We start from the raw sequence: 24,713 nt of genomic DNA on the forward strand, positions 1-24,713 counted from the left end.
ATGTCCGTGGGTCAGTCGTCGGGGCGGTCGGCCTTGTCGACGCCGTCCCAGACGTTCGAGTACCAGGGGCGCGAGGCCGCCCCCTGGTCCGTGCGCCGGCTCCTGGCCGCCGCGGGGTCGATCACCGTGAAGCCGGTCTCGCCGGGCATCACGTAGTGCAGGCGGTCCCGGATGCGCTGCTCCGCGTACGCGTCGTCCTGCCAGCGGGCCTTCTCGTCGCGGAGCTTCTCGACGTCCGCCTGGTGCTCGGCCTGCTGCCGGCGCAGGTCGTCGATCTCGGCGCGCTGCGAGACGTACTGCCGCATCGGGTACGCGAGCGCGACGACCAGCGAGCAGAGCACGAGCGCGAGGAGGGCCGCGCGGCCGGTGAGCCGGGAGCGGCGGGCCTGCCTCTTGGTCTGGGAGCGGTAGACGCGCTCGGCGGTCTGCTCGCCGAGCAGCCGCAGGCGGGTCGCGGTGGAGAACCGGTCCTTGGTCCCGGCCTTGGCCATGGTTCCGTCTCCCCAGAGCAGCGCCTCAACGTACCTACGTCCCCGCACACGGTACGGGACCGGGTGCGGGGACGTAGGTAACTACGTGGCGTCGAGCGCTGCTCGGGCCGTGCTTCGGCTGCTGCGCCGGGTCCGCTACTCGGCGGAGCGGAAGCGCGGGAACGCGCTGCGCCCGGCGTAGACCGCGGCGTCGTCGAGGATCTCCTCGATGCGCAGCAGCTGGTTGTACTTGGCGACGCGCTCGGAGCGGGCCGGGGCGCCGGTCTTGATCTGGCCGCAGTTGGTGGCGACGGCGAGGTCGGCGATGGTGACGTCCTCGGTCTCGCCGGAGCGGTGCGACATCATGCACTTGAAGCCGCTGCGCTGGGCCATCTCGACGGCGTCCAGGGTCTCGGTCAGCGAACCGATCTGGTTGACCTTGACGAGCAGGGCGTTGGCCGAGTTCTCCTCGATGCCGCGGGCCAGGCGCTCGGGGTTGGTGACGAACAGGTCGTCGCCGACGAGCTGCACCTTGTCGCCGAGCTTCTCGGTGATGGTGTTCCAGCCGGCCCAGTCGTCCTCGAACAGCGGGTCCTCGATGGAGACCAGCGGGTAGGAGGCGACGAGCTCCGCGTAGTACTCGGTCATCTCGGCGGCCGAGCGGGACTTGCCCTCGAACTCGTAGCTGCCGTCCTTGTAGAACTCGGACGCGGCGACGTCGAGCGCGAGCGCGACCTGCTCGCCGGGGACGTAACCGGCCTGCTTGATGGCCTCAAGGATGAGGTCGAGCGCGGCGCGGTTGGAGTCCAGGTTCGGGGCGAAGCCGCCCTCGTCGCCGAGGCCGGTGGAGAGGCCCTTCTCCTTCAGCACCTTCTTGAGGGTGTGGTAGACCTCGGTGCCCCAGCGCAGGGCCTCGGAGAAGGACTCCGCGCCGATCGGGGCGATCATGAATTCCTGGATGTCGACGTTCGAGTCGGCGTGCGACCCGCCGTTCAGGATGTTCATCATCGGGACGGGCAGCAGATGCGCGTTCGGGCCGCCGAGGTAGCGGAACAGCGGCAGGTCGCTGGCCTCGGAGGCGGCGTGCGCGACGGCGAGCGAGACGCCGAGGATGGCGTTGGCGCCGAGCGAGCCCTTGTTGTCGGTGGCGTCCAGGTCGAACATGGCCTGGTCGATCAGGCGCTGCTCGGTGGCGTCGTAGCCGACGAGCTCCGGGCCGATCTGCTCGATGACGGCGAGGACGGCCTTCTCGACGCCCTTGCCCTGGTAACGGTTGGGGTCACCGTCACGGAGTTCGATGGCCTCGAAGGCACCGGTGGAGGCACCGGACGGAACGGCGGCACGACCGGTGCTGCCGTCGTCGAGGCCGACCTCGACCTCGACCGTGGGGTTGCCTCGGGAGTCCAGGATTTCCCGGGCTACGACGACGTCGATGGACGGCACGAGCATCTCCTTCTGGGAGTGTGACGCGTATACGCAATGACGCGGACCGTTTCGGCCCTGCGTCTCCCGAGCCTAACCGGCTCCGGGGCTTCAGCCAGCCGACCGCCCGTCCCGTGGGACGAACAAGAGGCCAAATCCCCTGGAAACAGGACGATGGACCGCGTTTCTACTCGCTAGTAGCGAACAAGCCGGGCGGCCCGGGCAGGGGCGGACATGGCCCCGCCCCGGTGCGTACGGGGGATACGCGCACCGGGGCGGGGAGCCCGTGGGGACGGGGGTACGGCCGTGCGTCCGCCGAGGCACGGCCGTGACCGGGCGGGTCAGCTCAGGTGCAGCTGCTGGCCCGGGTAGATCATGTCGGCGTTGTCGATGATGTCACCGTTGAGCTTGTACACCTTGTGCCAGCCGCCCTTGACGTGCTCCGCCTGGGCGATCTTGGACAGGGTGTCGCCCGTCTTGACCTTGTACTCGCCGTCGCCCTTCTTGACCGTCTTGCCGGTCGGGGTCTCGACGGTCTTCTTGCTCTCGGTCTGCGGCGCGGGCTGCGGCTTCGGGGCGGCCTGCTGCTGCTTCGGAGCGGCCTGCTGCTGCGTCTGCTGCGGCTGGGGCTTGGACTCCTGCTGCTGCGGGGCCTGCTGCTGCGAGCCGCCGCCGCTGTTGTTCGAGGCGCCCGAGAGGCCGACGCCACAGCTCGGCCAGGCACCCTTGCCCTGACCCGCGAGGACCTTCTCGCCGATCTCGATCTGCTGGGCCTTGGTCGCCTTGTCGGCGGAGGGCGCGTACTTGGTGCCGCCGTACGCGGCCCAGGTGGACGGCGAGAACTGCAGGCCGCCCTGGTAGCCGTTGCCGGTGTTGATCGACCAGTTGCCGCCGGCCTCGCACTGGGCGACGCGGTCCCACTCGGAGTCGGTGGCGGCGGAGGCCGAACCGGCGGCCATCAGCGGGGCAGCGACCGCGACACCGGTGACGCCGGCGAGCGTGGCGACACGGGTGGCCTTGGACGGACGACGGTGCTTGCCCTTGCTGGAAAACAGCATGAGTGATCCCCTCACCGACGCCTGCGAGGTGAGCTGTCGGGTTCGGGCCGATGTGGTTGCCCGGCCGCGCTCACAGAGCGCGGCTTCACCCCTAGCCGTTCCCGTCCGTCTCGCGGCGCCCAGCCCTACGGCTGTGCGTCCCCTCAACGGACGGACCCGGCGCAAACCTTGGGTCCCCCGCTCCTGCCTACGGCGCTCGAAGCGACGACTGTTCCCGTCCGGCCGTTGGCAGGATTCGGCGTACCGACCGGCGGGGCCCACCAATGGCGAGCGGTGACGACGGTAATCACGTCTTCCACACAATTTCAAAGACGATCAGGGCTTCTGAGACCCATGTCTCACTCGCGCCAAAGCGGACATACGACGCGAAGGCCCCGTCCGACTCTTCGTCAACTACCGTTACTTTTCGCCCAGATCGAGGCTCTGACCGGGGAGAATGAGGTCCGGGTCGCCGCCGACGGTCTTCTTGTTCTCGGTGTAGAGCTCGTGCCAGCCGCCCTCGACGTCGAGGTCGTCCGCGATGACCGAGAGGTTGTCCCCGGAGCGCACCGTGTACGTCCCGTCGGCGACCGCTCCGGTGCGCTCCTCGCCGCGCGAGGCGTGCCGTCCGGGACGCCCGCCCGCACCCTCGCTCTCGTCCGCGCGGTCGCCCCGGTGGCGCCCCGCGGAGGAGCCCGAACCCTCGGAGGGGGCCGTCGCGTCCTCGGCGTCCGGCGAAGTGCCGTCCTTCTCCCCGGACTTGCCCGTGCCGGACGCGTCATCGGCGCCGTCCGCCTCGCCCTTGTGACCCTTGTCGCCCTTTTCGCCGGACTCGTCGTGATTCTTGTCTCGCGCGTCGCCCGCGTCACCGGAGGGCTTCTCCGGGTCCGCGGACGGGTCGTCGGAGGGATCGGCGGAGTCGGCCGGGTCGGCGGACGACTCACCCTTCTCCGCGCCCTTGTCCTTGCCCTTGTCCTTGCCGTCGGAGCTGCCGGAGTCATCGGCGGAGCCGGAGTCCTTGGCACCCTCGGGCCCGTCGGCGCCGGTCCGGCCCGACGGGTCGGACGGCTCCCCGGTGACGGGCGCGCCCGGGTCCACGTCGGCCGCGGCGCCGCCGTCGGTGAGCCCGGCGATCGGCGCGCAGCTCGGCCAGGCGGCGGTGCCCCGGTCGCCAAGGACCTTCTCGGCGACGGAGATCTGCTGGGACTTGGAGGCCTGGTCGGCGCTCGGCGCGTAGTCGAGGCCGCCGTGGCTCTCCCAGGTGTCCTGGGAGAGCTGGAGCCCTCCGTAATAACCGTTGCCGGGGTTCGCGCTCCACGCGCCGCCGCTCTCGCACTGGGCGAGCTTGTCCCACGTGTCGGTGGAGGCGGCGCTCGCGCTGGTGGCGGCGAGCAGCGGGATGGCGATGGCTGATCCGGTGACGCCTGCCGCGACGATGAGAGCCGGGGCCTGGCGGGGGCGTCGGTGACGACCTTGACCGGAGAGCATGCGGTTGCCTTTCAGGAGACTGCAGCGACGGCTGGGGCGCCCGGGGGCGCCCAAGTCGTCGTGAACGTAGCCGCAGTCGAACGCTTGTCACAAGTCGGTGCAGCGGAGATCACGTGAACATCACAGTCGTGACGGCCCGTCAGCCCCGGGTCGGCGGCTGTGCGTTTGTGAACTTCACCGGCAGCGTGCGCAGTCCCCGCATGATCAGCCCGCCACGCCACCGCAAATCGGCGGGATCCGACGCGAGTTGCAGGTCGGGGAGGCGTCTGAGCAGCGTCGCGAGGGCGGTCTGCCCCTCCAGCCTGGCGAGCGGAGCACCGAGGCAGTAGTGGATTCCGTGCCCGTATCCGAGGTGCTGGTTGTCGCGGCGGGAAAGGTCCAGGGTGTCGGGCGAGTCGAAGCGGGCCGGGTCGCGGTCGGCGGCGGCGAGCACGACGAGGACGGGGTCTCCCGCGGCGATGTCCTGCCCGCCGACGCGGACCGCCTCGGTCGCGAACCGCCAGGTGGCGAGCTCGACGGGCCCGTCGAAGCGGAGGAGTTCCTCGACGCCGGTCTCCAGGAGCCCGGTGTCGCCCTCGGCCAGCGCCCGCTGCAGCCGCTCGCGCTGTTCGGGGTGGGTGAGCAGCGCGTACAGGCCGTTGCCGATGAGGTTGACGGTGGTCTCGAAGCCGGCGAAGAGAAGGATGAAGGCCATGGCGGCCGCCTCGTTCTCGGTGAGGTGCTCGCCGTGGTCGGAGGCCTTGATGAGGCCGGAGATGAGGTCGTCGCCCGGATCGAGGCGCTTTCGGTGGATGAGCTCGGCGAGGTAGCCGCGCATCTTCTTCACCGACCGGGCCACACCGCCCCGCGGCCCGCCCCCGTGGCGGATCATCATGCCCGCCCAGTCGCGGAAGTCGTCCTGGTCCTCGCGGGGGACGCCGAGCAGGTCGCAGATGGCGTAGATGGGGAGCGGGAAGGCGAACTCGTGGATGAGGTCGGCCGCGCCCTCCGCCCCGCCGTGCTTGTCGGCGAGCGTGTCGATGAGGGAGTCCGTCAACTCCTGCACGCGCGGCGCGAACTCGGCCACCCGGCGCGGTGTGAACGCCTTCGCGACGAGCCGGCGCAGGCGGGTGTGGTCCGGCGGGTCGATGTTGAGCAGATGCGTCATCAGCTCGGCCTTGCGCTCGCCGGGGATGCCGGTCTTGCCCTTGGCGTGGGCGGGCTCGTCGTGGTGGGCCGGGTTCTTGCTGAGCCGCTGGTCCGCGAGGGCCTGCCGCGCGTCCGCGTACCGGGTGACGAGCCAGGCCTCCACGCCGCTGGGCAGGGTGGTGCGGTGCACGGGGGAGTTCTCGCGCAGCCAGGCGTACGCCGGGTAGGGGTCGGTGGCGAACTCCCAGGTGAAGAGTTCCGGCTGCGGGGGCGGGGGCGTCCCGGGGGCGGAGGTGGCTCCTGCGGGGCAGGTCGCGGGCGGCTGGTCGTGCATGCCGTCGACGGTATCCCCAGGGCGAGCGCCGTACGGACCTGACCGGGGCCCGTACTCAACCGGGGTCCATGCTGGAGTCCAGGCCCGCGTCCCGGATCGGGTCCCGGCCGGGTTCCTTGCCGGTCGGGCGGAGCAGGCCCTTGAGGCGCCGGGTGGCGGAGGCGTCGCCCTCGGCCTCGGCGATGCGGAAGTAGTGGACGGCGAGGTGCTGGTGGACCTGGCCGAGCAGCGCCGCCGCCCCGGCCTCGCCCGCGTCGGCGGCGACCGTCAGGTGGGGGACCGCTTCCGTGTACGCGACGCGGATGGCCAGGAGGTGGCCGAGGTGGCCCGCGGCGCGGGCGTTCCCCCGGTCCGCGGCCTTGCGGAACCAGTCCTCGGCGACCTCCGTGTCCCCCGTGTCCTGGGCGAGGAGGCCGAGCCACATCATGGCCCGGGAGTCCCCGCTCGCGGCGCGGGGCGTGAAGGCCAGCCGAAAGGCGGCCACCAGGCCGTTCAGCTCGTCCCCGTCGTGCGGGGCCAGGTCCTCGATCGCGCGGATCCACACGCGGTCCGGGACCGCCGGTTCCGTGCGGGCCGCGTCCGCGACCAGGGAGCCGTACGCCCGCCACGTGCCGGGCCACTCCCCCGGTACGAGCAGACCCGTCACGCCGTGCCGGGGCGCGGTGGCCCAGGCGAGCGCCTCCTCGAAGGGCTCCCCGGCCGTGTCGGCCGCCACCGGCTCGTACTCCTCCCTGATCTGCCTCAGCAGCTCGGGCGTGACGCCGCGGGTGAGCCCGCACCGCGCGAGGTCGATCGCGGCGCGCACCAGGAGGTGTCCGAGCAGCCGCCCGCCCGCGCGGCGCGCCCTGCGCCACTCCTCCCACAGGTCGGGGCCGAGCGCGAGGAACTCCGTGATGCCCAGGTCCCCGCGCCACCGGACGGCGTCCGTGAAGCGCGGGTCGTCGACCGTCGCGAGCCGCGCCAGTTCCGTTTCGCTCCACTCGGCGGCGACCTCGACGGTCTGCGCGACGCTCAGCACGCGGGCGCCCGGGTGGTGCCCGAAGCGGTGTCTGTCGTACGCCTCGTCCCGCATCGTCGCCAGGACCAGGACGCGGTCGTGGGTGAGCCGGGCGAGGACGCCGGGGGTGCCGGGTTCGGCGAGGTGGCCGTCGAGGTCGTCGAGCCACACGACGTGGGTGCCCGTGGTGTCGCGGCCCCGGAGCTGGTCGGGCAGGTCGCGCAGGTCCGTACCGCCGCCCGCGACGAAGACCCGGGAGTCCTCCGGCACGCTCCCCCGCAGCGCCGCCCACGCCGTCGAGGTCTTTCCGGACAGGGGCGCGCCCGTGACGATGACGAGGCCGCCGTGGTGCGCGGCCTGCCGCAGGAGGACGGACAGCTCGTCGTCGCAGTCCCTGATGACGTACGGGGGCAGGGCCTTCGCGCCGGGGAAGCGGCGGGTGGGGCGCACGCCGAGGCCGAGGCGGCGCAGCTGGTCTACGCGGGGCCAGTTGTCGGCGGGGGCGGGGTGTGGAGACGGGGGCGGGGGTGGTGTGTTGACGGTGAGGGAGTGGATGGAAGCGGCCTGCACGACGGCGCTCTGCGTACCGCCGGTGACGGAGTTCCGCGCGGCCGGTTCGGCCGGTGCGGCGGGGTCCTCCGCGCTCGTGGTCTGAGCGGTGTACCAGGCGGGGGGCGCATAGTCGATCTCGAAGTGCTCGGTGGCGTCGGTCTCGGCCGTGCCGGGCTCGGCGTCGGCCGCCGGTGGCGCGGCACGGCCGGAGTCGAGTTCGAGGGAGTCCACGACGAGCCGGAGGCGGCCCTCCCGCGTCCGCCCGCCGCTCCGCAGGCAGTGGAGCAGTACCTCGGCCCAGACCTCCCCCAGCCGTGCCGGGGCCGCGGTCCGCCTCGTCGCGCGCATCCGGTCCACGTCGAGGTCGGTGTCCACCCCCACGACACGCGAGTGCCGGAAGAACATCACGAACGCGTCCCGGGCCGTCCGCCAGCGATCCTCGTCCCCCCGCATCGCCGCCACGAGGACGTCGGCCGCCTGGGCGGCCAGCACCTCCAACTCCTCTGCCACACAAGCCCCCACGCCCTCGAACCGCCTGAGAGGGCAACCGTACTAAGCGCCCGCCCCCTCCGCCGCCCGCACCGCGTCCCGGTAGGCGCGGGCGGCCGCGCGGAGGGCGGCCTCCGGGTCGACGCCCTCGGACTCGGCCCGCAGAGCCAGGGCGAGCAGCTCGTATCCGACGCCGTCCCCGGTGGGCACGTCGACCTCAAGTCCCGCCGTGCGCACGCGCGATGCCAGCTTCGCGGCCAGCGCCAGGCCGGGCTGGCCGAGCGGGATGCCCTCGGTGACCGAGGTGCGCCGCTTCTCCTCCGCCTTCGTGCGCAGCCAGTGCGCCTTGACGTCCTCCGGGGTCAGCGCCGTGTCGTCGCCGAAGACGTGCGGGTGGCGGTGGATGAGCTTCTCGACGAGGCCGCCCGCGACGTCGTCGACGGAGAAGGGCTCGTCGTCCTCACCGGGGCCGCCCTCCTCGGCGATCCGCGCGTGGAAGACGACCTGGAGCAGGACGTCACCGAGCTCCTCGCGCAGCTCGGTCCGGTCGCCCTCCTCGATCGCCTCGACCAGTTCGTACGCCTCCTCGATGGCGTACTTCGCCAGGCCCTTGTGCGTCTGCTGCGAGGACCACGGGCACACGGCGCGGATCCTGTCCATCACCTGGACCACGTCGAGCAGCCGGGCGCCCGGCAGGTCGTACGAGGCGGGCAGCAGCTCCAGGTCCGGCATGGTGACACGGCCCGACCCCGCGAGCCGGGCCAGGCCGTCGGTGAGGGCGCGGTCGCCCTCGGCGGTGGCCACGACGAGGACCGTGCGGCCGCCGGCGCAGGCGTCCACCAGCTCCTCGGCGGTGGGCACCGCCTCCCGCACGCGCACGCCCGCCTCGCGCAGATACGGCAGCTGGGGGTGGTCCGCGTCGGCGCACAGCACCTCGTCGGCCCCGTGCAGCGCCTGCCAGGCGGGCCAGGACAGCAGGCCGGGCGCGACGCGGTGGCTGGTGGTCAGCAGGATGACGCGGCCGACGGGCGTGTCGGGGGCATCGGGGGCGTCGGCCGGGGGCGTCGTCTCGAAGTCGTTCACCTGTCGAACGTAACCCAGTCCGCCGACAGCGCCCCGGCCCCTTCTGCCCTACATCTCGCGTCCGCTACGCGCGCCGCTCCTGCGGCGCCCCGGCGTCGGTGACCTCGCGCAGCCACGGCGTCCTGGTGTCCGTGCGCTTGTTCTTCTCGACGTCCCAGGTGCCGTAGCGCGGGTTCAGGTCGATGTCGAGCTTCTTCGAGGCGCCGGAGAGGGCCTTCCAGAAGACGGCCTGGCCCTGCGGGGAGTTCATGTCCGCGCCCAGCTCGCGGGCGAGCTTCTGCGCCTCGATCTCCGTGCGCAGGCTGTCGTCGAGGCGGTCGGGGGCGACGCTGTACTGCTGCAGCCAGCCCTGCTCCAGGGCCTTGCGGCCACCGGCCTGCTGTTCGAGGCCGGTCCGCATCGTCTGGATGTCGCGGCGCGTGACGTTCACCCCGGCGTCGGTGGCCGCGCGGTGCAGGACCCTGTCGAGGACCATCGTGTGCAGCGTGCTGCGGGTGAGGCCGCCGGACTTCGCGATGGCCTGCGAGTACTGCGCGTCGTCCGGGACGGCGGCACGCTGCGCCTCGCGCACCTCGTTCACCCGGCCCTCCAGCTGCGCGACCGTGATGCGGTCGCCGCCGACGACGGCCGCGGCACCTGGGTGGGCCTTGCTGCCGCAGGCGGTCAGGAGGGGGGCCGCGGCGATCACGGCCGCGGTGAGGGTGAGCGTGGTGCGACGACGACGGCGGTGCAAGGGGGCCTCCCGTTTGGAGATTGTGCAAATCACTGTGGCGCGCAAGCGCCTCCACCAGGGGTGGTGGTCGGGCGACGGGCGGGCGCACAAAGTCTTGCGGTGATCGATGGTAGGCAGTGGCCGACCTGTCGGCCAGCCATTCGACACCTATTCGACCAACGATTTCCCGGGAGTTGGGGCACTCATCGGGTGGCGGCGCCCCTCAGGTGGGGGCACTCCTCACACCGTGTGCCGCACCCATACGTTCGGCTCGACGTACACCCCGTAGCCGCGCGCCGGTTCGCAGTGCACCGGCACCAGCGCGCCCGGCACCTCGACCGGGCCCTCCTCGTCGAACGGCAGTCCGGTCCATTCGCGCCACTGCGCGACCGATCCTGACACCGTCATGGAGGCGTGCGCGATCTTCTCCACGACACCGCCCGCCCGTACGTGCACCCGCAGCCACGGGTCGTGCGGCAGGCCGTCCTCGCGGGTGCGGTAGGCGTACTCGTCGATGGACGTGGCCGGTTCGAGGTGCTTGGCGTTGGGACGTACGGGCGCGACGACCTCGGTGAAGCCGTGGGCGCGCGCGTTGTCCCGCATGGCCGCGAGCATCCGGCCGGAGAGGCCCGTGCCCCGCGCCGACTTGTCGACGGTTATCTCGATGGCGCTGACCGTGTCCGTCTCCTTGCCGTGCCGCAGGTCGGAGAAGGCCCACAGGAGGACCTGGTCCCAGCCGCCGTCGGGCAGGGCGCCGTCCTCGCGGTCGCGCAGCGCGAACGGCACGCTGAAGGCGCGGGCCACGACCTTGCCGCCGGCGGCCTCGTCGGTGGCGACCAGGACGTACTCGGGGAGTTCCGCGACGATCCGGCCTATCAGTGACCAGCCGACGGGGTCGTGGCGGATGAACTCCGGCCAGTCCTCTGCGAGGTGCCAGAGCGGGAGGGTGAGCTCGGGGCGGTCCGCGAGGGTGGTGATCTTCAGGGTCATGTGCCGAACGGTACGCGTCCCGCGGGGTGGGCGGTGTTCATTTTCTGCGGCGTCGCGGGGGCTGAGCGCGCCGTTCCACGCGCCCCTGGACTGGCCCCTTCGGGGCCCCCGCGGTGCGTTGTCTTCTGCGGCGTCGCGGGGGCTGGGCGCGCCGTTCCCCGCGCCCCTGGGGGCCCTTCGGGCCTCCTCAGCGGGCGTGGAAGCGGGGTGGGGCCTCGGTGGGGGTCTGGCCCTTGGGGAGGGGCTCGTTGGGGCAGGTGGTCAGGACCTTTTTCATCGCGTCGCGTTCCGCGCCGGTCACCCATACCCCGTACTTCTTCTTCACCGCGACCTGACCCGCCACGTACGCGCAGCGGTACGCCTTGTTCGGGGGGAGCCAGGTCGCCGTGTCGCCGTCGCTCTTGCCGCGGTTGGTGCCCGCGTCGACCGCGAGGAGGTTGAGCGGGTCGTTGGCGAAGGCGATGCGCTTGCCCGGCTCCCACCGGAACGCTCCCTTCTGCCAGGCGTCCGAGAGGGCCACGAGGTGGTCGATGTCGACCTGGCTGCTGCCGCGCCGGAACGTCACGTCCTTGCCCGTGTACGGGTCGGGCGCGAGCCTCCCGGACGCCACCCGGCACGCGCCGCCCTGGTACCGGACGTCCGTCAGGTCGCGCTTGAGGATGTCGTCCCGGGTCGGGCAGCGGTTGGAGTCGGTGTCGGCCCAGGGGGTGCCGAACCTGCCGCGGTCGTAACCGGTCTTCGGGGCACGGCCCTTGACGGTCAGCGTGTCGACGGCGGCCAGCGCGGAGCCCGCGCCCGCCGCGGGCCCACCCGCGCCCTTCTCGCCCGCCGGGTCGTCGGAGCCGAGCTCGCAGCCGGTGACCAGCGCGGGGACGGCGACCAGGGCGAGCAGGGCGGAAACCGTACGCCGGTTCACCGGACGACCAGCGTGTCGCCGAGGACGACGGGCGCGGGCGCCACCATGTCCGTGTGGAGCCCGATGCACATGCCGCGGACGGCGGTGAGGGTCTTGAGGACTCGGTTGTCGGTGGGCAGGCCGGGCTGGGCCTGGGTGACCATGACACAGCGCTTGACGCGCTTCAGGCCGCGCAGCCGCAGCGCGCCCGCCTCCCCGCCGCCGATGACGATCTCCCTGCCCACCCAGTCCTCCTCGATCCACGGCTCGTCGGTCTCCACGACGATGTTCTTGCGCAGCCGCCGTACGTCGACGGGGTCCGCGTCACCGAGCAGGTCGCCGAGCGCGCGGAGCGAGGCGGTGCCGATGACGGAGACGGCGGAGACGTCCTTGTGGCTCGTCCCGCCCTCCCTGACCAGCTCGACGCCGGCGCCGAAGCGCTCGGGGATCCGCGGGTCGCCGGGCCGCAGCGTGGCGCCGTCCGGCGCGGTGACGACGGGCAGCCCGTCCTCGTCGTACGTGGCGTAGTGCTCCAGGAGCCCGGGGACGCGGCGGAAGCGGGCGTGGTTCTTGCCGCTGCCCAGCTTGCCGTCGGCGTGGCGCAGGGCCCACTCCCGGTCCCCGACGGCGCCGCGCGGCCCGAAGGCGAGCCGCTCGTGCGCCTCGCCCAGCATCGATTTCACCGGAAACCGGTACAGACCCACGACCTTGAGCGACACGGCGCTCTCCCCTCCCCTGGGCGGACTCTCGCGGCCCACGGTAGCGGCCCGGCTCCCGCGCCCCCGCGACGCGCTCCCTTACCTCCGCGGTAATCGACCCGCTCACCGCCCCCGGGCAGGATCGGGCCCATCGACCGCACCAGCCCGCACCGGACCGAGGAGAACCCCATGACCACCGACACCGCCGCACGGACCCGCGCCGTCGTGGAAGAGTTCCTCGCCGCCCGACTGGCCGGGGACACCCGCCGGATGGCGGAGATCTTCGCCGACGACGTCGACTGGCTGCTCGCCGAGAACCCCGCCGTGCCGTGGATCCGCCCCCGCTCCACCGGCGCCGAATGCGCCGCCCAGTCCGCGGAGTTGGCGCGGTACACGGTCGCCGAGGACGCCCGCGCCCGTGTCGACGCCTTTCTGGTCGACGGCGCCGACGCCGTCCTGACGGGGCACCTCTCGGGCCGGGTGCGCGCCACCGGCAAGACCTTCGAGGGCCCCTTCGCGCTGCGCCTCACCGTCGAGGACGGCCGGATCACCCGGCACCACCTCTACGAGAACAGCCTGTCGATAGCGGCGGCCTGCACGCCCACGGACTGATCCGGACTCAGCACCCTACGAGCCCAGGATCGACGCCAGGAACTCCCCGACCCAGCCCAGCAGTTCGCGCCCGACCAGCGGCTTGCCGCCGACCTTCGCGGTCTTCGGGCGCGGCACGAGGACCTGGTGCGCGGCCGCCTTGATGACCGTTCCCGGGTAGAGCCGCTTCAGCCTGAGCTCCTGCGACTCGCGCAGGTCCACCGGCGCGAAGCGGATGTTGTTGCCCTGCAGGACGATCTCGCCGACCTCGCAGGCCCGGGCGAGCATCCGCAGGCCCGCGACCAGGAGGAGGTTCTCGACCGGCTCGGGCAGCTTGCCGTAGCGGTCGGTGAGTTCCTCGCGGACGGCCTTGACGTCCTCCTCCGTGGTGGCGGAGGCGATGGCGCGGTAGGCCTGCAGGCGCAGGCGCTCGCCGGGCGCGTAGTCGTGCGGGACGTGGGCGTCGACCGGGAGCTCGATCTTGACCTCCAGTGGCGGCTCCTCCTCCACCCCGCCCTCCAGGGACGCCCGGTAGTCGGCCACCGCCTCGCCGACCATGCGGACGTAGAGGTCGAAGCCGACGCCCGCGATGTGGCCGGACTGCTCGCCGCCGAGCAGGTTTCCGGCGCCGCGGATCTCCAGGTCCTTCATCGCCACGTACATGCCCGCGCCCATCTCCGTGTGCTGGGCGATGGTGGCGAGGCGCTCGTGGGCGGTCTCGGTGAGGGGCTTCTCCGGGGGGTAGAGGAAGTACGCGTAGCCGCGCTCGCGGCCACGGCCGACACGGCCGCGCAGCTGGTGGAGCTGGGACAGGCCGAAGTTGTCGCCGCGCTCCACGATCAGGGTGTTGGCGTTGGAGATGTCGATGCCGGACTCGACGATCGTCGTGGAGACGAGCACGTCGAACTTCTTCTCCCAGAAGTCCACCACGACCTGCTCCAGGGCCTGTTCGGACATCTGGCCGTGGGCGGTGGCGATGCGGGCCTCGGGGACGATGTCCCGGAGCCGGGCCGCCGCGCGGTCGATGGACTCCACCCGGTTGTGGATGTAGAAGACCTGGCCCTCGCGCAGGAGTTCGCGGCGCACGGCCGCGCCGATCTGCTTCTCCTCGTACGGCCCGACGAAGGTGAGGACGGGGTGGCGCTCCTCGGGCGGGGTGGTGATCGTCGACATCTCGCGGATGCCGGTGACGGCCATTTCGAGCGTACGGGGAATGGGGGTGGCCGACATCGTCAGGACGTCGACGTTGGCGCGGAGCTTCTTCAGCTGCTCCTTGTGCTCGACGCCGAAGCGCTGCTCCTCGTCGACGATGACCAGGCCCAGGTCCTTGAACCTGGTCTCGGAGGAGAAGAGGCGGTGCGTGCCGATGACGATGTCCACGGAGCCCTCGCGCAGGCCTTCCAGGGTGGCCTTGGACTCCGTCTCCGTCTGGAAGCGGCTGAGCGCCTTCACGCTGACCGGGAACTGCGAGTACCGCTCGGAGAAGGTGCCGAAGTGCTGCTGCACCAGGAGCGTCGTGGGGACGAGGACCGCGACCTGCTTGCCGTCCTGCACCGCCTTGAACGCCGCGCGGACCGCGATCTCCGTCTTGCCGTAGCCGACGTCGCCGCAGATCAGGCGGTCCATCGGGACCGTCTTCTCCATGTCCTCCTTGACCTCGGCGATCGTGGTCAGCTGGTCGGGCGTCTCCACATACGGGAAGGCGTCCTCCAGCTCGCGCTGCCAGGGCGTGTCGGGGCCGAAGGCGTGGCCTGGAGCCGCCATGCGCGCCGAGTACAGCTTGATGAGGTCGGCGGCGATCTCCTTGACCGCCTTCTTCGCCCGCGCCTTCGTCTTCGTCCAGTCCGCGCCGCCCAGGCGGTGCAGGGTCGGGGCCTCGCCGCCGACGTACTTGGTGATCTGCTCCAGCTGGTCGGTGGGGATGTAGAGCCGGTCGCCGGGCTGGCCGCGCTTGGCCGGGGCGTACTCCACGACGAGGTACTCGCGGGTGGCGCCCTGGACGGTGCGCTGCACCATCTCGATGTAGCGGCCGACGCCGTGCTGCTCGTGGACGATGTAGTCGCCGGCCTCCAGGGTCAGCGGGTCGATCGTCTTCCTGCGGCGCGCGGGCATGCGCTGGCCGTCCTTGCCGGCCGCCTTCTGGCCCGACAGGTCGGTCTCGGTGAGGACGGCGAGCTTCAGGGCCGGGTCGATGAAGCCGTAGTCGATGGAGCCGCAGGAGACGTGCACGACGGAGGGCGTCAACTCGCCGAGGTCGCCGTCCAGACGGGCCGCGATGCCCTCGCCGCCGAGGACCTCCACGGTGCGGGCGGCGGGGCCGTGGCCCTCGGTGACGTAGACGGTACGCCAGCCGTCGGCGAGCCAGCCCTTGGTGTCCGCGAGGGCTTTCGCGGTGTCGCCCCGGTACGTCTCCGGGGCGTGCATGCCGAGCTTGAGCGTGTGGTCGTCCCCCGACGCGTCAGCGTCATGTGTCAGGGCCTCGTCGGCGGCGAAGGGGCTCACCGACCACCACATCATGCCGAGGTCGCGGGCGTGGTCCCGGACGTCCGCGATGCCCCACAGCGAGGCCGCGCCCACGTCGATCGGGGCGTCGCCGCCGCCCGCCGTCGCCGCCCAGCTGGCCTGCAGGAACTCCTGCGAGGTCGCCACCAGGTCGGCCGCGCGCGTGCGCGCCCGCTCCGGGTCGCAGACCACGGCCATGGAGCCCTCCGGCAGGACGTCGAGCAGCAGCTCCATGTCGTCCACGAGGACCGGGGCGAGCGACTCCATGCCCTCGACCGCGATGCCCTCGGCGATCTTCCCGAGCAGCTCGCCCAGCTCCGGGTGGAGCTCGGCGAGCGCCGCGGCCCTCTCGCGCACGTCGTCGGTGAGCAGCAGCTCACGGCAGGGCGGCGCCCACAGGCCGTGCTCGGCGACTTCGAGGGAGCGCTGGTCTGCGACCTTGAAGTACCGGATCTCCTCGACGTCGTCGCCCCAGAACTCCACGCGCAGCGGGTGCTCCTCGGTGGGCGGGAAGACGTCGAGGATGCCACCCCGTACGGCGAACTCGCCGCGCTTCTCGACCAGCTCGACGCGGGCGTACGCCGCTGCCGCGAGCGCCTCGACGATCTCGTTCAGGTCGGTGGTCTGCCCGCTGCGCAGCGCCACGGGCTCCAGCTCGCCCAACCCCTTGACCTGCGGCTGGAGCACCGAGCGGACCGGCGCGACGATCACCGAGACCGGGCCGGTCTCCGGGTCGTCCGTACGGGGGTGGGCGAGGCGGCGCAGCACCGCGAGGCGGCGGCCGACCGTGTCGGAGCGGGGCGAGAGCCGCTCGTGCGGGAGCGTCTCCCACGAGGGGTACTCCGCGATGCCATCCGGCGGCAGGATGGTGCGCAGCGCGGCGGCCAGATCCTCGGCCTCCCGGCCGGTGGCCGTCACGGCGAGGACGGTGCGGCCGGACTCGCGGGCCAGCGCCGCCACCGCGAAGGGCCGGGCCGCGGGCGGGCCGACCAGGTCGACGTGCATGCGGTGACCGTCGGTCGCGGCCTTGGCCGCTTCGGCGAGTGCCGAGTCCTTGACGACAGCGTCGAGCAGACCGTGCAGGCTCATTGAAGGCTTTCCGTCCAGATAACCGGAGTGGGTGGGGCAACGCGAACCGCCCGGCACGTCACACGGGCCGGGGGTCTCCAGCGTACGACTCCGGGCCGATCGGCGCGGCCCGGCCGGGCGCCGGGTCGCGACGGGTCGGAGGGCCGGGCCGCCCGCGCACCCGCACCGTGGCCGCGCGCACCTCCCGCACAATGTCCGGAAACCGCCTGTCCGGAAATTCTCGGCGCGCCGTGTAAACCGGACGTGTGCCCCAGGCGTACTGCTTTCGAAAGCCCCGGCCGCACCGCACACGCCGCACGTATCAGGAGCCCCCTTGACCGACGAGGAGTTCGAGGCGTTCTACGCGCACTCCGTGAGACCGCTGGTCGGGCAGGTGTATCTGATGACGGGCGACCTCCACGAGGCGCAGGACGTGGTGCAGGAGGCCTTCGTCCGGGCCTGGTCCCGCCGGTCCCGGCTCGAACGCGACGCCGGGCCCGAGGCGTGGGTCAGGACCGTCGCCTGGCGGCTCGCCGTCAGCAGGTGGCGGCGGCACGGGCGGGCCGCGGACGCCTGGCGGTTGCATCACGGGGAGCGCGCGGACACCGTGCCCGCGCCCGAGCCGGGCACCGTCGCGCTGGTCGCCGCGCTGCGCAGGCTCTCCGAGCGGCAGCGCCGGGTGGCCGTTCTGCACTACGTGTGCGACCTGTCCGTGCAGCAGGTCGCCGCGGAGACCGGGATCGCGGCCGGGACCGTGAAGTCCCATCTGTCCCGTGCCAGGGCGGCGCTCGCGCCGCACCTCGACGACGCGCCCACCTCGGAGGAGCACCGTGACTGAGTCCCCGTCCCCGGCCGACGACAGCCTCGCCGTCGCGCTCAAGCGGGCCGCGGAGTCGGGCGGCCTGCTCGCCTCGCCGGTGTCGTCCGGGCAGGTGGCCGCGCGCGGCGCCCGCCGCAGGCGCCGGACGTACGCGGCGGCCGCGGCGCTCGCCGTCTGCCTGGTCTCCGGCGGCGCGGCCCTCGCCGCGCTGCACGTGGGCAAGGGCGGGGCGCCGGTGGGCCCCGCGGTGCCGCCGAGCCCCACGGGACCGGCCTCCCTCCCGGAGTCCTCCGCGCGCACCGACGGGTCACCGTCCGGCCACCGGTCGCCGTCCGGGCACCGGTCACCGCCGCCGACCGGATCACCCTCGACCACGGTGCCCTCCACATCGGCGCCCCCGACGAACAGCCCGTCCCCCTCTCCGTAGATCCTCGTAGAGGTCGGCAGATCCTCGTAGGGGTCCGCAGATCCTCGTACAAGCCCGCAGATTCTCGCCGCCCGTCCGCCCTCCCACCAGAAAGCCACCCCATGCCAGGAGCCAAGACCGACGCCACCGCCCCGGAGCGTGCCGACGAGCTCATACCGGCGCGGGACCGGGCGGCGGACGGCGCGCCCGCTCCCGCGCCCGACCCGCGCGCCGGTGCCGGGGCCACCCTCTGGGACCGCGCGCCCCTCCTCCTCGCGGCCGCGCTGGCCGTCGCCTACGCCGTGGTGTCCATCTGCCGCTACCGGCGCCTGGAGAGCCGCTCCTGGGACCTCGGGATCTTCGAGCAGGCCGTGCGCGCGTACGCCCACCTCCAGGCCCCGGTCGCCGACCTCAAGGGGCCGGGGGCGAACATCCTCGGCGACCACTTCAGCCCCGTCACCGCCCTCCTCGCGCCGTTCTACCGGGTCTTCCCCTCACCGTTCACGCTGCTCGTCGCGCAGGCGCTGCTGATCGCCGTCTCCGTCGTGCCCGTCACGCGCGCCGCGACCCGGCTCCTGGGGCGGACGTCGGGGCTCGCCGTAGGGGTCGCGTACGGACTGTCGTGGGGCATCCAGCGCGCCGTCGACTTCGACTTCCACGAGATCTGCTTCGCCGTGCCGCTGATCGCCTTCTCCCTGGAGGCGATCCTCGTCCGGCGCTGGCGGGCCGCCCTCATCTGGGCGCTGCCCCTCGTCCTCGTCAAGGAGGACCTGGGGCTGACCCTCGCGGCCATCGCCGCGGTGGTGGCGATCCGGTGCCGCCGCACCGAACCGAAGGCCTTCCCCTACGCCCTCGGGGTCGCCGCCTTCGGCGCGGTCGCCACCCTGGTCACCCTCACCCTCGTCATCCCCGCCTTCAACTCGGTCGGCGGGTACGACTACTGGGACAAGGTCGGGGACGCGGGCGGCGCCGCCGGGGTGTTCGACGGCTCGGGGACCAAACTGCGCACGCTGCTCTGGCTGCTCCTGCCCACCACCGGGCTGCTCGCCCTGCGCTCGCCGCTGCTCCTGGTCGCGCTCCCCACCCTCGGCTGGCGCTTCGTCTCCGCCGACGACCACTACTGGGGCACGGACTGGCACTACAGCGCCGTCCTGATGCCGGTCGTCCTGCTCGCCCTCGTCGACGCCGCCGACTCCGCGCGCCGCAGCGGCAGGCCGTGGCTGCGCCGGTACGCGCAGCGGCTCCCGGCCCTCGTCGCCGTCGCCGCGCTCGCCCTCACCACGTCGCTGCCGCTCGCGGGCCTCACGGAGTCGGCGACGTACGAGAAGAGCAAGCAGGTCACCGCCGTGGAGCGGATGCTGGAGCGCGTCCCCGACGGTGCCACGGTGGAGGCGAACATCGGGCCGATCAGCAGGCTGACCTCCCGGGCCCGGGTGTTCTGGACGGGCGCGGCCCGCCCGGTCGTCCCCGCCTACGTCGCCCTCGACGTCCGGGACGGCTGGACGAAGGACCCGGTCGGGTACGCGAACAAGCTGCACCCGGGCGCCCGTTACGTCCTGGAGGACACCGCCTACGGATACGTGCTGCTGCGCAGGGACTGACGGGCTCCGACGGGGCGGGCCACGCGCGGGGCCCGGACAGCGGTCGGCCCCGGCAGGCGCTCCGCGCGCCCGCCGGGGCCGTTTCCCCCGCTCCCCCGTGGCGGTGGCTACTCGGTGGCGATGGCGTTGAGTACGTTCATGCGGCCCGCCCGGAAGGCCGGGACCAGCGCCGCGAACAGGCCCACGAACGCCGACCCGACGAAGACCGCGATGATCGTCGGCCACGGGATCTCCAGGACCTTCAGGCCCTCCAGGGCCAGGAGCTTCTGCGCGGTCGCTCCCCAGCCCATCCCGAGGCCGAGCCCGAGCAGCGCGCCGAAGAGGGCGATGACCACCGACTCCATGCGGATCATGCGGCGCAGCTGGCGGCGCGAGAGGCCGATGGCCCGCATCAGGCCGATCTCCCGGGTGCGCTCCACCACCGAGAGGGCCAGGGTGTTCACCACGCCGAGGACGGCGACGATGATGGCGAGGCCGAGCAGGCCGTAGACCATGTTCAGGAGCTGTCCGACCTGGTCCTTCAGCGTCTGCTTGAAGTCGGTCTGGTCCATCACCTTGTACTGCGGGTACGCGTCCAGGGACTTCTTCAGGGAGGCGTACGCGGCATCCTCCTGGCCCTTGGCGGCCGTCGCGAACATCATGTCGTTCTGCGGGAGCCGGTCCGCGGGGACGTACTTCTCCATCGTGGTGATGTTGAGGTACATCGCGCCCTTGTCGAAGCTGGTGTCGTCGGAGGTGATCGCGGCGAGCGTCAGCTTCGCGGTCCTGCCGTGCTCGAAGGCGATCGTCAGCTCGTCGCCGACCTTCAGGCCGTGCTTCTTCGCGAACTCGTCGCCGACCGACATCGCGTTCTTCCCGTACGCGGCGGGCAGTTCGCCGGAGACCGTCTCACGGCGCAGGTCCGTGGCGTACGTCGGGTCGGCGGCGCTCAGACCGACGCCGTCCACCTTCTTGCCCGCGGGCGTGGTCAGGTCCGCGTCGATCTGCTTCAGGCGGGTGATGTGGCCGATGTGCTCGGCGCGCTCCAGCGACTTCTCGGCCTTCGCGGTGAACGAGATGCCGGGCTGGGTGGGCTGGACGATGAAGTCCGCGCCGACGGACTTGTCGAGCTCGTCGGTGGCCGATGCGACCATCGAGGAGCCGACGACGGAGAGGCAGGCGACCAGCGCGAGGCCGATCATCAGGGCCGCGCCCGTGGCGCCGGTGCGGCGCGGGTTGCGCAGGGCGTTGCGCTCGGCCATCCGGCCGACCGGGCCGAACGCCCGCAGCAGCACCGCGCTGATGACGCGGACCACGCCGGAGGCGAGGACCGGGCCGACGACGACGAAGCCGATGAGGGTGAGGACGACGCCGACGCCGAGGAGGAGCGAGCCCTGCGACGCCTTGTCGGCCTGCGACGCGGCGTAGAGGGCGGCACCGCCCGCGCCGGTCAGGACCAGGCCGAGGACGGCGCGCAGCGCGCTCGCCCGGCCGTCGGCCGGAGTGCCCGCGTCGCGCAGTGCGGCCATCGGCGAGACCTTGCCGGCCCGCCGTGCGGGGAGGTAGGCGGCGAGGACGGTGACGACGATGCCGAGGACCATGCCGACCACGGGGGTCGTCCAGCTGACGGTGAGGTCGCCGGTGGAGAGCTCCATGCCGACGCCGGCCATCAGCTTCATCAGGCCGACGGCGAGACCGATGCCCGCGCCGACGCCGAGGACCGAGCCGAACACGCCGAGCAGCAGCGCCTCGACGAGCACGGAGCGGTTGACCTGCTTGCGGCTGGAGCCGATGGCGCGCATCAGGCCGATCTCGCGGGTGCGCTGGGCGACCAGCATCGAGAAGGTGTTGATGATGAGGAAGATGCCGACGAGGAAGGCGATCCCGGCGAAGCCGAGCATCGCGTACTTCATGATGTCGAGGAAGCTGCCGACGGACTCGCGGTTCTCGTCCGCGGTCTCCTTCTGCGTCCTGACGTCGTACGCGCCCTTGTGCAGGGCCGTCGTGACGTCGGCCTTCAGCCGGGTGTCGCTGACGCCCTCGGCCGCCGTCAGGTTGATGTGCGTGAACCGCCCTGTGGAGCCCAGGAGTTCGCGCTGCGAGGTCGCGGTGTCGAAGTAGAAGATCGCGGCGCCGGGGTTGGTCACCTTGAAGGTGGCGATGCCGGAGATCCTCGCGGTGTGGTCGCCGCTCGCGGCGATGGTGCGGAGCTCGTCACCGATCTTCAGGTGGTGCTTGTCCGCGGTGTCGGCGTCGACCATCACGTCGGTGGGCCCGCGCGGGGCGTGGCCGGAGGTGATGTCCATCGACCGCAGGTCGTTGTGCGTCCAGTTGCCGGCGATCGTCGGGCCGCCGCTGGTGGGGCCCATGTTCTTGTTCTTCGCGTCGACGACGGTGACGCTCTGGCTGCTGACGGCGCCCTCGGCGGACTTGACGCCCTCGGCCTTCTTCGCCTGCTCCACGACGGAGGCGGGCAGCGACTCGGGCCTGCCGCTGCGCGGGGTGTCCCCCGCGTCCTCGGCGGACTTGGGGGTGACCGTCACATCGGCGGAGGTGGCCGCGAAGAGCTTGTCGAAGGTGGTGCTCATGGTGTCGGAGAAGACGAGCGTGCCGCAGACGAACGCCACCGACAGGACGACGGCCACTGCGGAGAGCGCCATGCGCCCCTTGTGCGCGAAGAAGTTGCGCATCGATGTCTTGAGGACGGTCATGACGTACGGCCCCGGGCGTCGAAGGACTTCATTCGGTCGAGGACCTGGTCGGCGGTCGGGTGGTGCATCTCGTCGACGATCCGGCCGTCGGCGAGGTACAGGACGCGGTCCGCGTACGAGGCGGCCACCGGGTCGTGCGTCACCATCACGATGGTCTGGCCGAGCTCGGTCACCGAGCGGCGCAGGAAGCCCAACACCTCAGCCCCGGCGCGGGAGTCGAGGTTTCCGGTCGGCTCGTCGCCGAAGATGATCTCGGGCCGCGAGGCGAGCGCGCGGGCCACGGCGACGCGCTGCTGCTGACCGCCGGAGAGCTCGGTCGGGCGGTGCTTGAGGCGCCCCGCCAGGCCCACGGTCTCCACGACCTGGTCGAGCCAGGCCCGGTCGGGCTTGCGGCCCGCTATGTCCATCGGGAGCGTGATGTTCTCGATGGCGTTCAGGGTCGGCAGCAGGTTGAACGCCTGGAAGATGAAGCCGATCCGGTCCCGGCGCAGCTTCGTCAGCTTCTTGTCCTTGAGGCCGGTGATCTCGGTCTCGTCGAGGTGGATCTGCCCGCTGCTGACGGTGTCGAGGCCCGCGAGGCAGTGCATCAGCGTGGACTTGCCGGAGCCCGAGGGGCCCATGATCGCGGTGAACTGGCCGCGGGCGATGTCCACGTCGATGTGGTCGAGCGCGACGACGCGGGTCTCCCCGGAGCCGTACGCCTTCACGACCTGGCGCGCCCGCGCCGCCACGGCCGTGCGCCCTCCAGTGCCCCCGTGCCTGGGTGTTGTCACAGCCGTTGTCACGGTAAGTCTCCTATGTCGGTCATCCGGCGAGCCGAGTCGGTACGCGGCGCGCTCTCGCGCTTCAGTCTGGTGCGAGGACAGGCCCCGGCGCGCTGGTGCTCAGCGCAGTCTTGTGCGGGGGAAAACCCCACCCTCGCCGGTGTGGTTCTCCGTTCCGGCGGGGCGGGTCGTCCGAGCCGGCTCCCCCGTGCCCGGCTCGTAAAGCAAATCTAAGGAACGTCCCGGCCCGCCTCATCCTCCGGCGGGACGACCGCTCCCCAGTCCGTTGTACGGAGGTTCCCCTAGGGGATCTCCACCCGCCGGTGGAGCCCGGCTCGGGGTTGTCTCCACCCGGTCGTCCACCTGCCCTGGGGCTCCCCCGGGTGAGAAGGTGACCCGCAGCAACCAGTTGCAGGGGGAAGGAAGTTCCGTGGGTACCCAGGACGCGATACGCGGCAGGGGCGCGGTCGTCGCCGCGCTGATGCTCGCCATGGCGCTGGCCGCCGTCGACTCCACCATCGTGTCGACCGCGGTCCCGCAGATCGTGGGCGCGCTCGGCGGCTTCTCGATCTTCTCCTGGCTCTTCTCCGGCTACCTCCTCGCGGCCACCGTCACCCTGCCCGTCTACGGCAAGCTCTCCGACACCTTCGGCCGCAAGCCCGTCCTCATCGCGGGCTGCGTCCTGTTCCTGCTCGGCTCCACGCTCTGCGCCCTCGCCTGGAACATGGAGTCGCTCATCGCCTTCCGCGTCGTCCAGGGGCTCGGCGGCGGCGCCGTCCAGGGCACCGTGCAGACGCTCGCCGCCGACCTGTACCCCCTCAAGGAACGCCCCAAGATCCAGGCCAAGTTGTCGACGGTGTGGGCCACCTCGTCCGTCGCGGGCCCCGCGCTCGGCGGCCTCATCGCCTCGTACGCGGACTGGCGCTGGATCTTCCTGATCAACCTGCCCATCGGGGCGGTCGCGCTCTGGCTCATCGTGCGCCACCTGCACGAACCCGCGCGCGAGAGCGTCCCGCGCGGCCCGGTCGACTGGCCGGGGGCGCTGACCGTCTTCGCCTGCGGCGGCACGCTCCTGACCGCCCTCGTCCAGGGCGGCGTCGCCTGGGACTGGCTGTCGGCGCCCTCCCTCGGCCTGTTCGCCACCGGGCTCGCGCTGGTCGCGCTGGTGGTCCTCGTCGAACGCCGGGCCGCCGAACCGATCATCCCCGGCTGGGTCTGGCGCAGGCCCACCATCGCCGCCGTCAACCTCGCCCTCGGCGCGCTCGGCCTGCTGATGGTCGCGCCCACCGTCTTCCTGCCCACGTACGCCCAGTCCGTCCTCGGACTCGCCCCGGTCGCCGCCGGGTTCGTGCTCTCCGTGATGACGCTGAGCTGGCCGGTGTCGGCGGCGCTCAGCCAGCACGTGTACCGGAGGATCGGCTTCCGCAACACCGCCGTCACCGGCATCTCCGCCGCCGCCCTGCTCCTCTTCGCCTTCCCGCTGCTGCCCTACCCCGGCACCGCCTGGCAGCCCGCCCTGCTCATGCTGCTGCTCGGCGCGGCCCTCGGCCTCTTCCAGCTGCCGCTGATCGTCGGCGTCCAGTCCACCGTCGGCTGGGCCGAGCGCGGCACGGCCACCGCCTCCGTCCTGTTCTGCCGGCAGATCGGCCAGACGCTGGGCGCCGCCCTGTTCGGCGCGGTCGCCAACGGCGTGCTGAGCGCGCGGCTCGGCGGGTCGGGGTCCCTCGACTCGGTGGCGCGCGTCCTGGACGATCCCGGGTCGGTGGCCGATCCGGAGCGGCTGCGGCGGGCCGTGGACTCGGCGGTCGACTCCGTGTACCTGGGGGCGGGGTGCGCCGCGCTGGTGGCCCTGGGGGTGCTGCTCCTCCTGGCGCCGCGGCGCTTCCCGGTCCTCACGGAATCGCAACTCACGTCCCAGCAGGACCGGTTGTCACCCACGCAACCGTCCGACTGAGCGGTTTGCCGAAAACTCCCCG

The 24,713-nt window shown here is 72.3% G+C and carries 19 protein-coding genes and 1 riboswitch; of the genes, 5 read left to right on the top strand and 14 right to left on the bottom strand.

The features are described from left to right. Positions 1-11 precede the first annotated feature (11 nt). From ACZ69I_RS35900 to ACZ69I_RS35950, 11 genes are all read right to left on the bottom strand, one after another. A complete protein-coding gene (locus tag ACZ69I_RS35900; RefSeq protein WP_467672210.1) occupies positions 12-491 on the bottom strand; it encodes an FtsB family cell division protein in 480 nt (159 codons plus the stop codon). A 135-nt stretch (positions 492-626) separates the two neighbouring features. Next, entirely contained in the window at positions 627-1,913 is a 1,287-nt protein-coding gene (eno, locus tag ACZ69I_RS35905; RefSeq protein ID WP_389717798.1) for a phosphopyruvate hydratase, read from the bottom strand. Positions 1,914-2,233: 320 nt separating this feature from the next. After that, on the bottom strand, positions 2,234-2,950 hold the full coding sequence (locus ACZ69I_RS35910) for a transglycosylase family protein (protein WP_467672213.1): 717 nt from the start codon (positions 2,948-2,950) through the stop codon (positions 2,234-2,236). Between the two features lie 3 nt (positions 2,951-2,953). Then, a riboswitch (cyclic di-AMP (ydaO/yuaA leader) is annotated at positions 2,954-3,155 on the bottom strand. 194 nt (positions 3,156-3,349) lie between these two features. Beyond that, positions 3,350-4,417 carry a LysM peptidoglycan-binding domain-containing protein gene (locus tag ACZ69I_RS35915; RefSeq protein ID WP_470836696.1) on the bottom strand — a complete coding sequence of 356 codons (1,068 nt, stop codon included), beginning with the start codon at positions 4,415-4,417 and terminating at the stop codon, positions 3,350-3,352. Positions 4,418-4,556: 139 nt separating this feature from the next. After that, positions 4,557-5,879, bottom strand: a complete 1,323-nt coding sequence (locus ACZ69I_RS35920) for a cytochrome P450 family protein (RefSeq protein WP_470836698.1) — start codon at positions 5,877-5,879, stop codon at positions 4,557-4,559. Between the two features lie 55 nt (positions 5,880-5,934). After that, positions 5,935-7,938, bottom strand: coding sequence for a sel1 repeat family protein (locus ACZ69I_RS35925; RefSeq protein WP_470836699.1), 2,004 nt, complete (start codon positions 7,936-7,938; stop codon positions 5,935-5,937). A 42-nt stretch (positions 7,939-7,980) separates the two neighbouring features. Next, positions 7,981-9,000 (bottom strand): nucleoside triphosphate pyrophosphohydrolase, encoded by a 1,020-nt coding sequence (locus ACZ69I_RS35930; protein WP_470836700.1) that lies wholly within the window; start codon positions 8,998-9,000, stop codon positions 7,981-7,983. A gap of 64 nt (positions 9,001-9,064) precedes the next feature. Further along, positions 9,065-9,733, bottom strand: a complete 669-nt coding sequence (locus ACZ69I_RS35935; RefSeq protein ID WP_470836702.1) for a SurA N-terminal domain-containing protein — start codon at positions 9,731-9,733, stop codon at positions 9,065-9,067. Positions 9,734-9,952: 219 nt separating this feature from the next. Beyond that, positions 9,953-10,702: an N-acetyltransferase gene (locus ACZ69I_RS35940; protein WP_470836703.1), complete on the bottom strand. Its 750-nt coding sequence runs from the start codon at positions 10,700-10,702 to the stop codon at positions 9,953-9,955. Positions 10,703-10,889: 187 nt separating this feature from the next. After that, positions 10,890-11,618: an HNH endonuclease family protein gene (locus ACZ69I_RS35945; RefSeq protein ID WP_467672227.1), complete on the bottom strand. Its 729-nt coding sequence runs from the start codon at positions 11,616-11,618 to the stop codon at positions 10,890-10,892. Continuing rightward, positions 11,615-12,316, bottom strand: coding sequence for an MOSC domain-containing protein (locus ACZ69I_RS35950; RefSeq protein WP_467672229.1), 702 nt, complete (start codon positions 12,314-12,316; stop codon positions 11,615-11,617). Before ACZ69I_RS35950 ends, ACZ69I_RS35945 begins: the two co-directional genes overlap by 4 nt. Before the next feature lie 168 nt (positions 12,317-12,484). Here ACZ69I_RS35950 and ACZ69I_RS35955 point away from each other — a divergent pair, with 168 nt between their 5' ends. Continuing rightward, positions 12,485-12,907, top strand: coding sequence for a nuclear transport factor 2 family protein (locus tag ACZ69I_RS35955; RefSeq protein WP_470836704.1), 423 nt, complete (start codon positions 12,485-12,487; stop codon positions 12,905-12,907). 15 nt (positions 12,908-12,922) lie between these two features. Here ACZ69I_RS35955 and mfd read toward each other — a convergent pair whose 3' ends face one another. Continuing rightward, on the bottom strand, positions 12,923-16,477 hold the full coding sequence (gene mfd / locus ACZ69I_RS35960; RefSeq protein ID WP_470836705.1) for a transcription-repair coupling factor: 3,555 nt from the start codon (positions 16,475-16,477) through the stop codon (positions 12,923-12,925). Between the two features lie 313 nt (positions 16,478-16,790). Between mfd and ACZ69I_RS35965 the strand changes: the two genes are divergently transcribed. The 3 genes from ACZ69I_RS35965 (at position 16,791) to ACZ69I_RS35975 (ending at position 19,283) form a co-directional block, all read left to right on the top strand. Then, positions 16,791-17,294: a SigE family RNA polymerase sigma factor gene (locus ACZ69I_RS35965; RefSeq protein WP_467672235.1), complete on the top strand. Its 504-nt coding sequence runs from the start codon at positions 16,791-16,793 to the stop codon at positions 17,292-17,294. Beyond that, a complete protein-coding gene (locus ACZ69I_RS35970; protein WP_470836707.1) occupies positions 17,287-17,703 on the top strand; it encodes a hypothetical protein in 417 nt (138 codons plus the stop codon). The genes ACZ69I_RS35965 and ACZ69I_RS35970 overlap by 8 nt, the downstream gene beginning before the upstream one ends. A 101-nt stretch (positions 17,704-17,804) precedes the next feature. After that, on the top strand, positions 17,805-19,283 hold the full coding sequence (locus ACZ69I_RS35975; protein WP_470836708.1) for a DUF2079 domain-containing protein: 1,479 nt from the start codon (positions 17,805-17,807) through the stop codon (positions 19,281-19,283). Between the two features lie 107 nt (positions 19,284-19,390). Here ACZ69I_RS35975 and ACZ69I_RS35980 read toward each other — a convergent pair whose 3' ends face one another. Both ACZ69I_RS35980 and ACZ69I_RS35985 read right to left on the bottom strand, forming a co-directional pair. Next, positions 19,391-21,973, bottom strand: a complete 2,583-nt coding sequence (locus tag ACZ69I_RS35980) for an ABC transporter permease (RefSeq protein WP_470836710.1) — start codon at positions 21,971-21,973, stop codon at positions 19,391-19,393. Beyond that, positions 21,970-22,758, bottom strand: coding sequence for an ABC transporter ATP-binding protein (locus tag ACZ69I_RS35985; protein WP_470836712.1), 789 nt, complete (start codon positions 22,756-22,758; stop codon positions 21,970-21,972). Before ACZ69I_RS35985 ends, ACZ69I_RS35980 begins: the two co-directional genes overlap by 4 nt. A 460-nt stretch (positions 22,759-23,218) precedes the next feature. Between ACZ69I_RS35985 and ACZ69I_RS35990 the strand changes: the two genes are divergently transcribed. Next, the gene (locus ACZ69I_RS35990; RefSeq protein ID WP_470836750.1) at positions 23,219-24,691 is read left to right on the top strand and encodes an MFS transporter; all 1,473 of its coding nucleotides are present in this window, start codon (positions 23,219-23,221) and stop codon (positions 24,689-24,691) included. The last annotated feature ends 22 nt before the right edge of the window (positions 24,692-24,713 follow it).

The sequence above is a fragment of the Streptomyces sp. NPDC036815 genome (assembly GCF_055609205.1).

Excerpts from the sequence above, each read along its gene's own strand:
- ACZ69I_RS35900 (WP_467672210.1), bottom strand. The coding sequence starts at position 491 with ATGGCCAAGGCCGGGACCAAGGACCGGTTCTCCACCGCGACCCGCCTG.
- ACZ69I_RS35910 (WP_467672213.1), bottom strand. The coding sequence starts at position 2,950 with ATGCTGTTTTCCAGCAAGGGCAAGCACCGTCGTCCGTCCAAGGCCACC.
- ACZ69I_RS35915 (WP_470836696.1), bottom strand. The coding sequence starts at position 4,417 with ATGCTCTCCGGTCAAGGTCGTCACCGACGCCCCCGCCAGGCCCCGGCT.
- ACZ69I_RS35920 (WP_470836698.1), bottom strand. The coding sequence starts at position 5,879 with ATGCACGACCAGCCGCCCGCGACCTGCCCCGCAGGAGCCACCTCCGCC.
- ACZ69I_RS35940 (WP_470836703.1), bottom strand. The coding sequence starts at position 10,702 with ATGACCCTGAAGATCACCACCCTCGCGGACCGCCCCGAGCTCACCCTC.
- ACZ69I_RS35955 (WP_470836704.1), top strand. The coding sequence starts at position 12,485 with ATGACCACCGACACCGCCGCACGGACCCGCGCCGTCGTGGAAGAGTTC.
- mfd (WP_470836705.1), bottom strand. The coding sequence starts at position 16,477 with ATGAGCCTGCACGGTCTGCTCGACGCTGTCGTCAAGGACTCGGCACTC.
- ACZ69I_RS35975 (WP_470836708.1), top strand. The coding sequence starts at position 17,805 with ATGCCAGGAGCCAAGACCGACGCCACCGCCCCGGAGCGTGCCGACGAG.
- ACZ69I_RS35980 (WP_470836710.1), bottom strand. The coding sequence starts at position 21,973 with ATGACCGTCCTCAAGACATCGATGCGCAACTTCTTCGCGCACAAGGGG.
- ACZ69I_RS35990 (WP_470836750.1), top strand. The coding sequence starts at position 23,219 with ATGCTCGCCATGGCGCTGGCCGCCGTCGACTCCACCATCGTGTCGACC.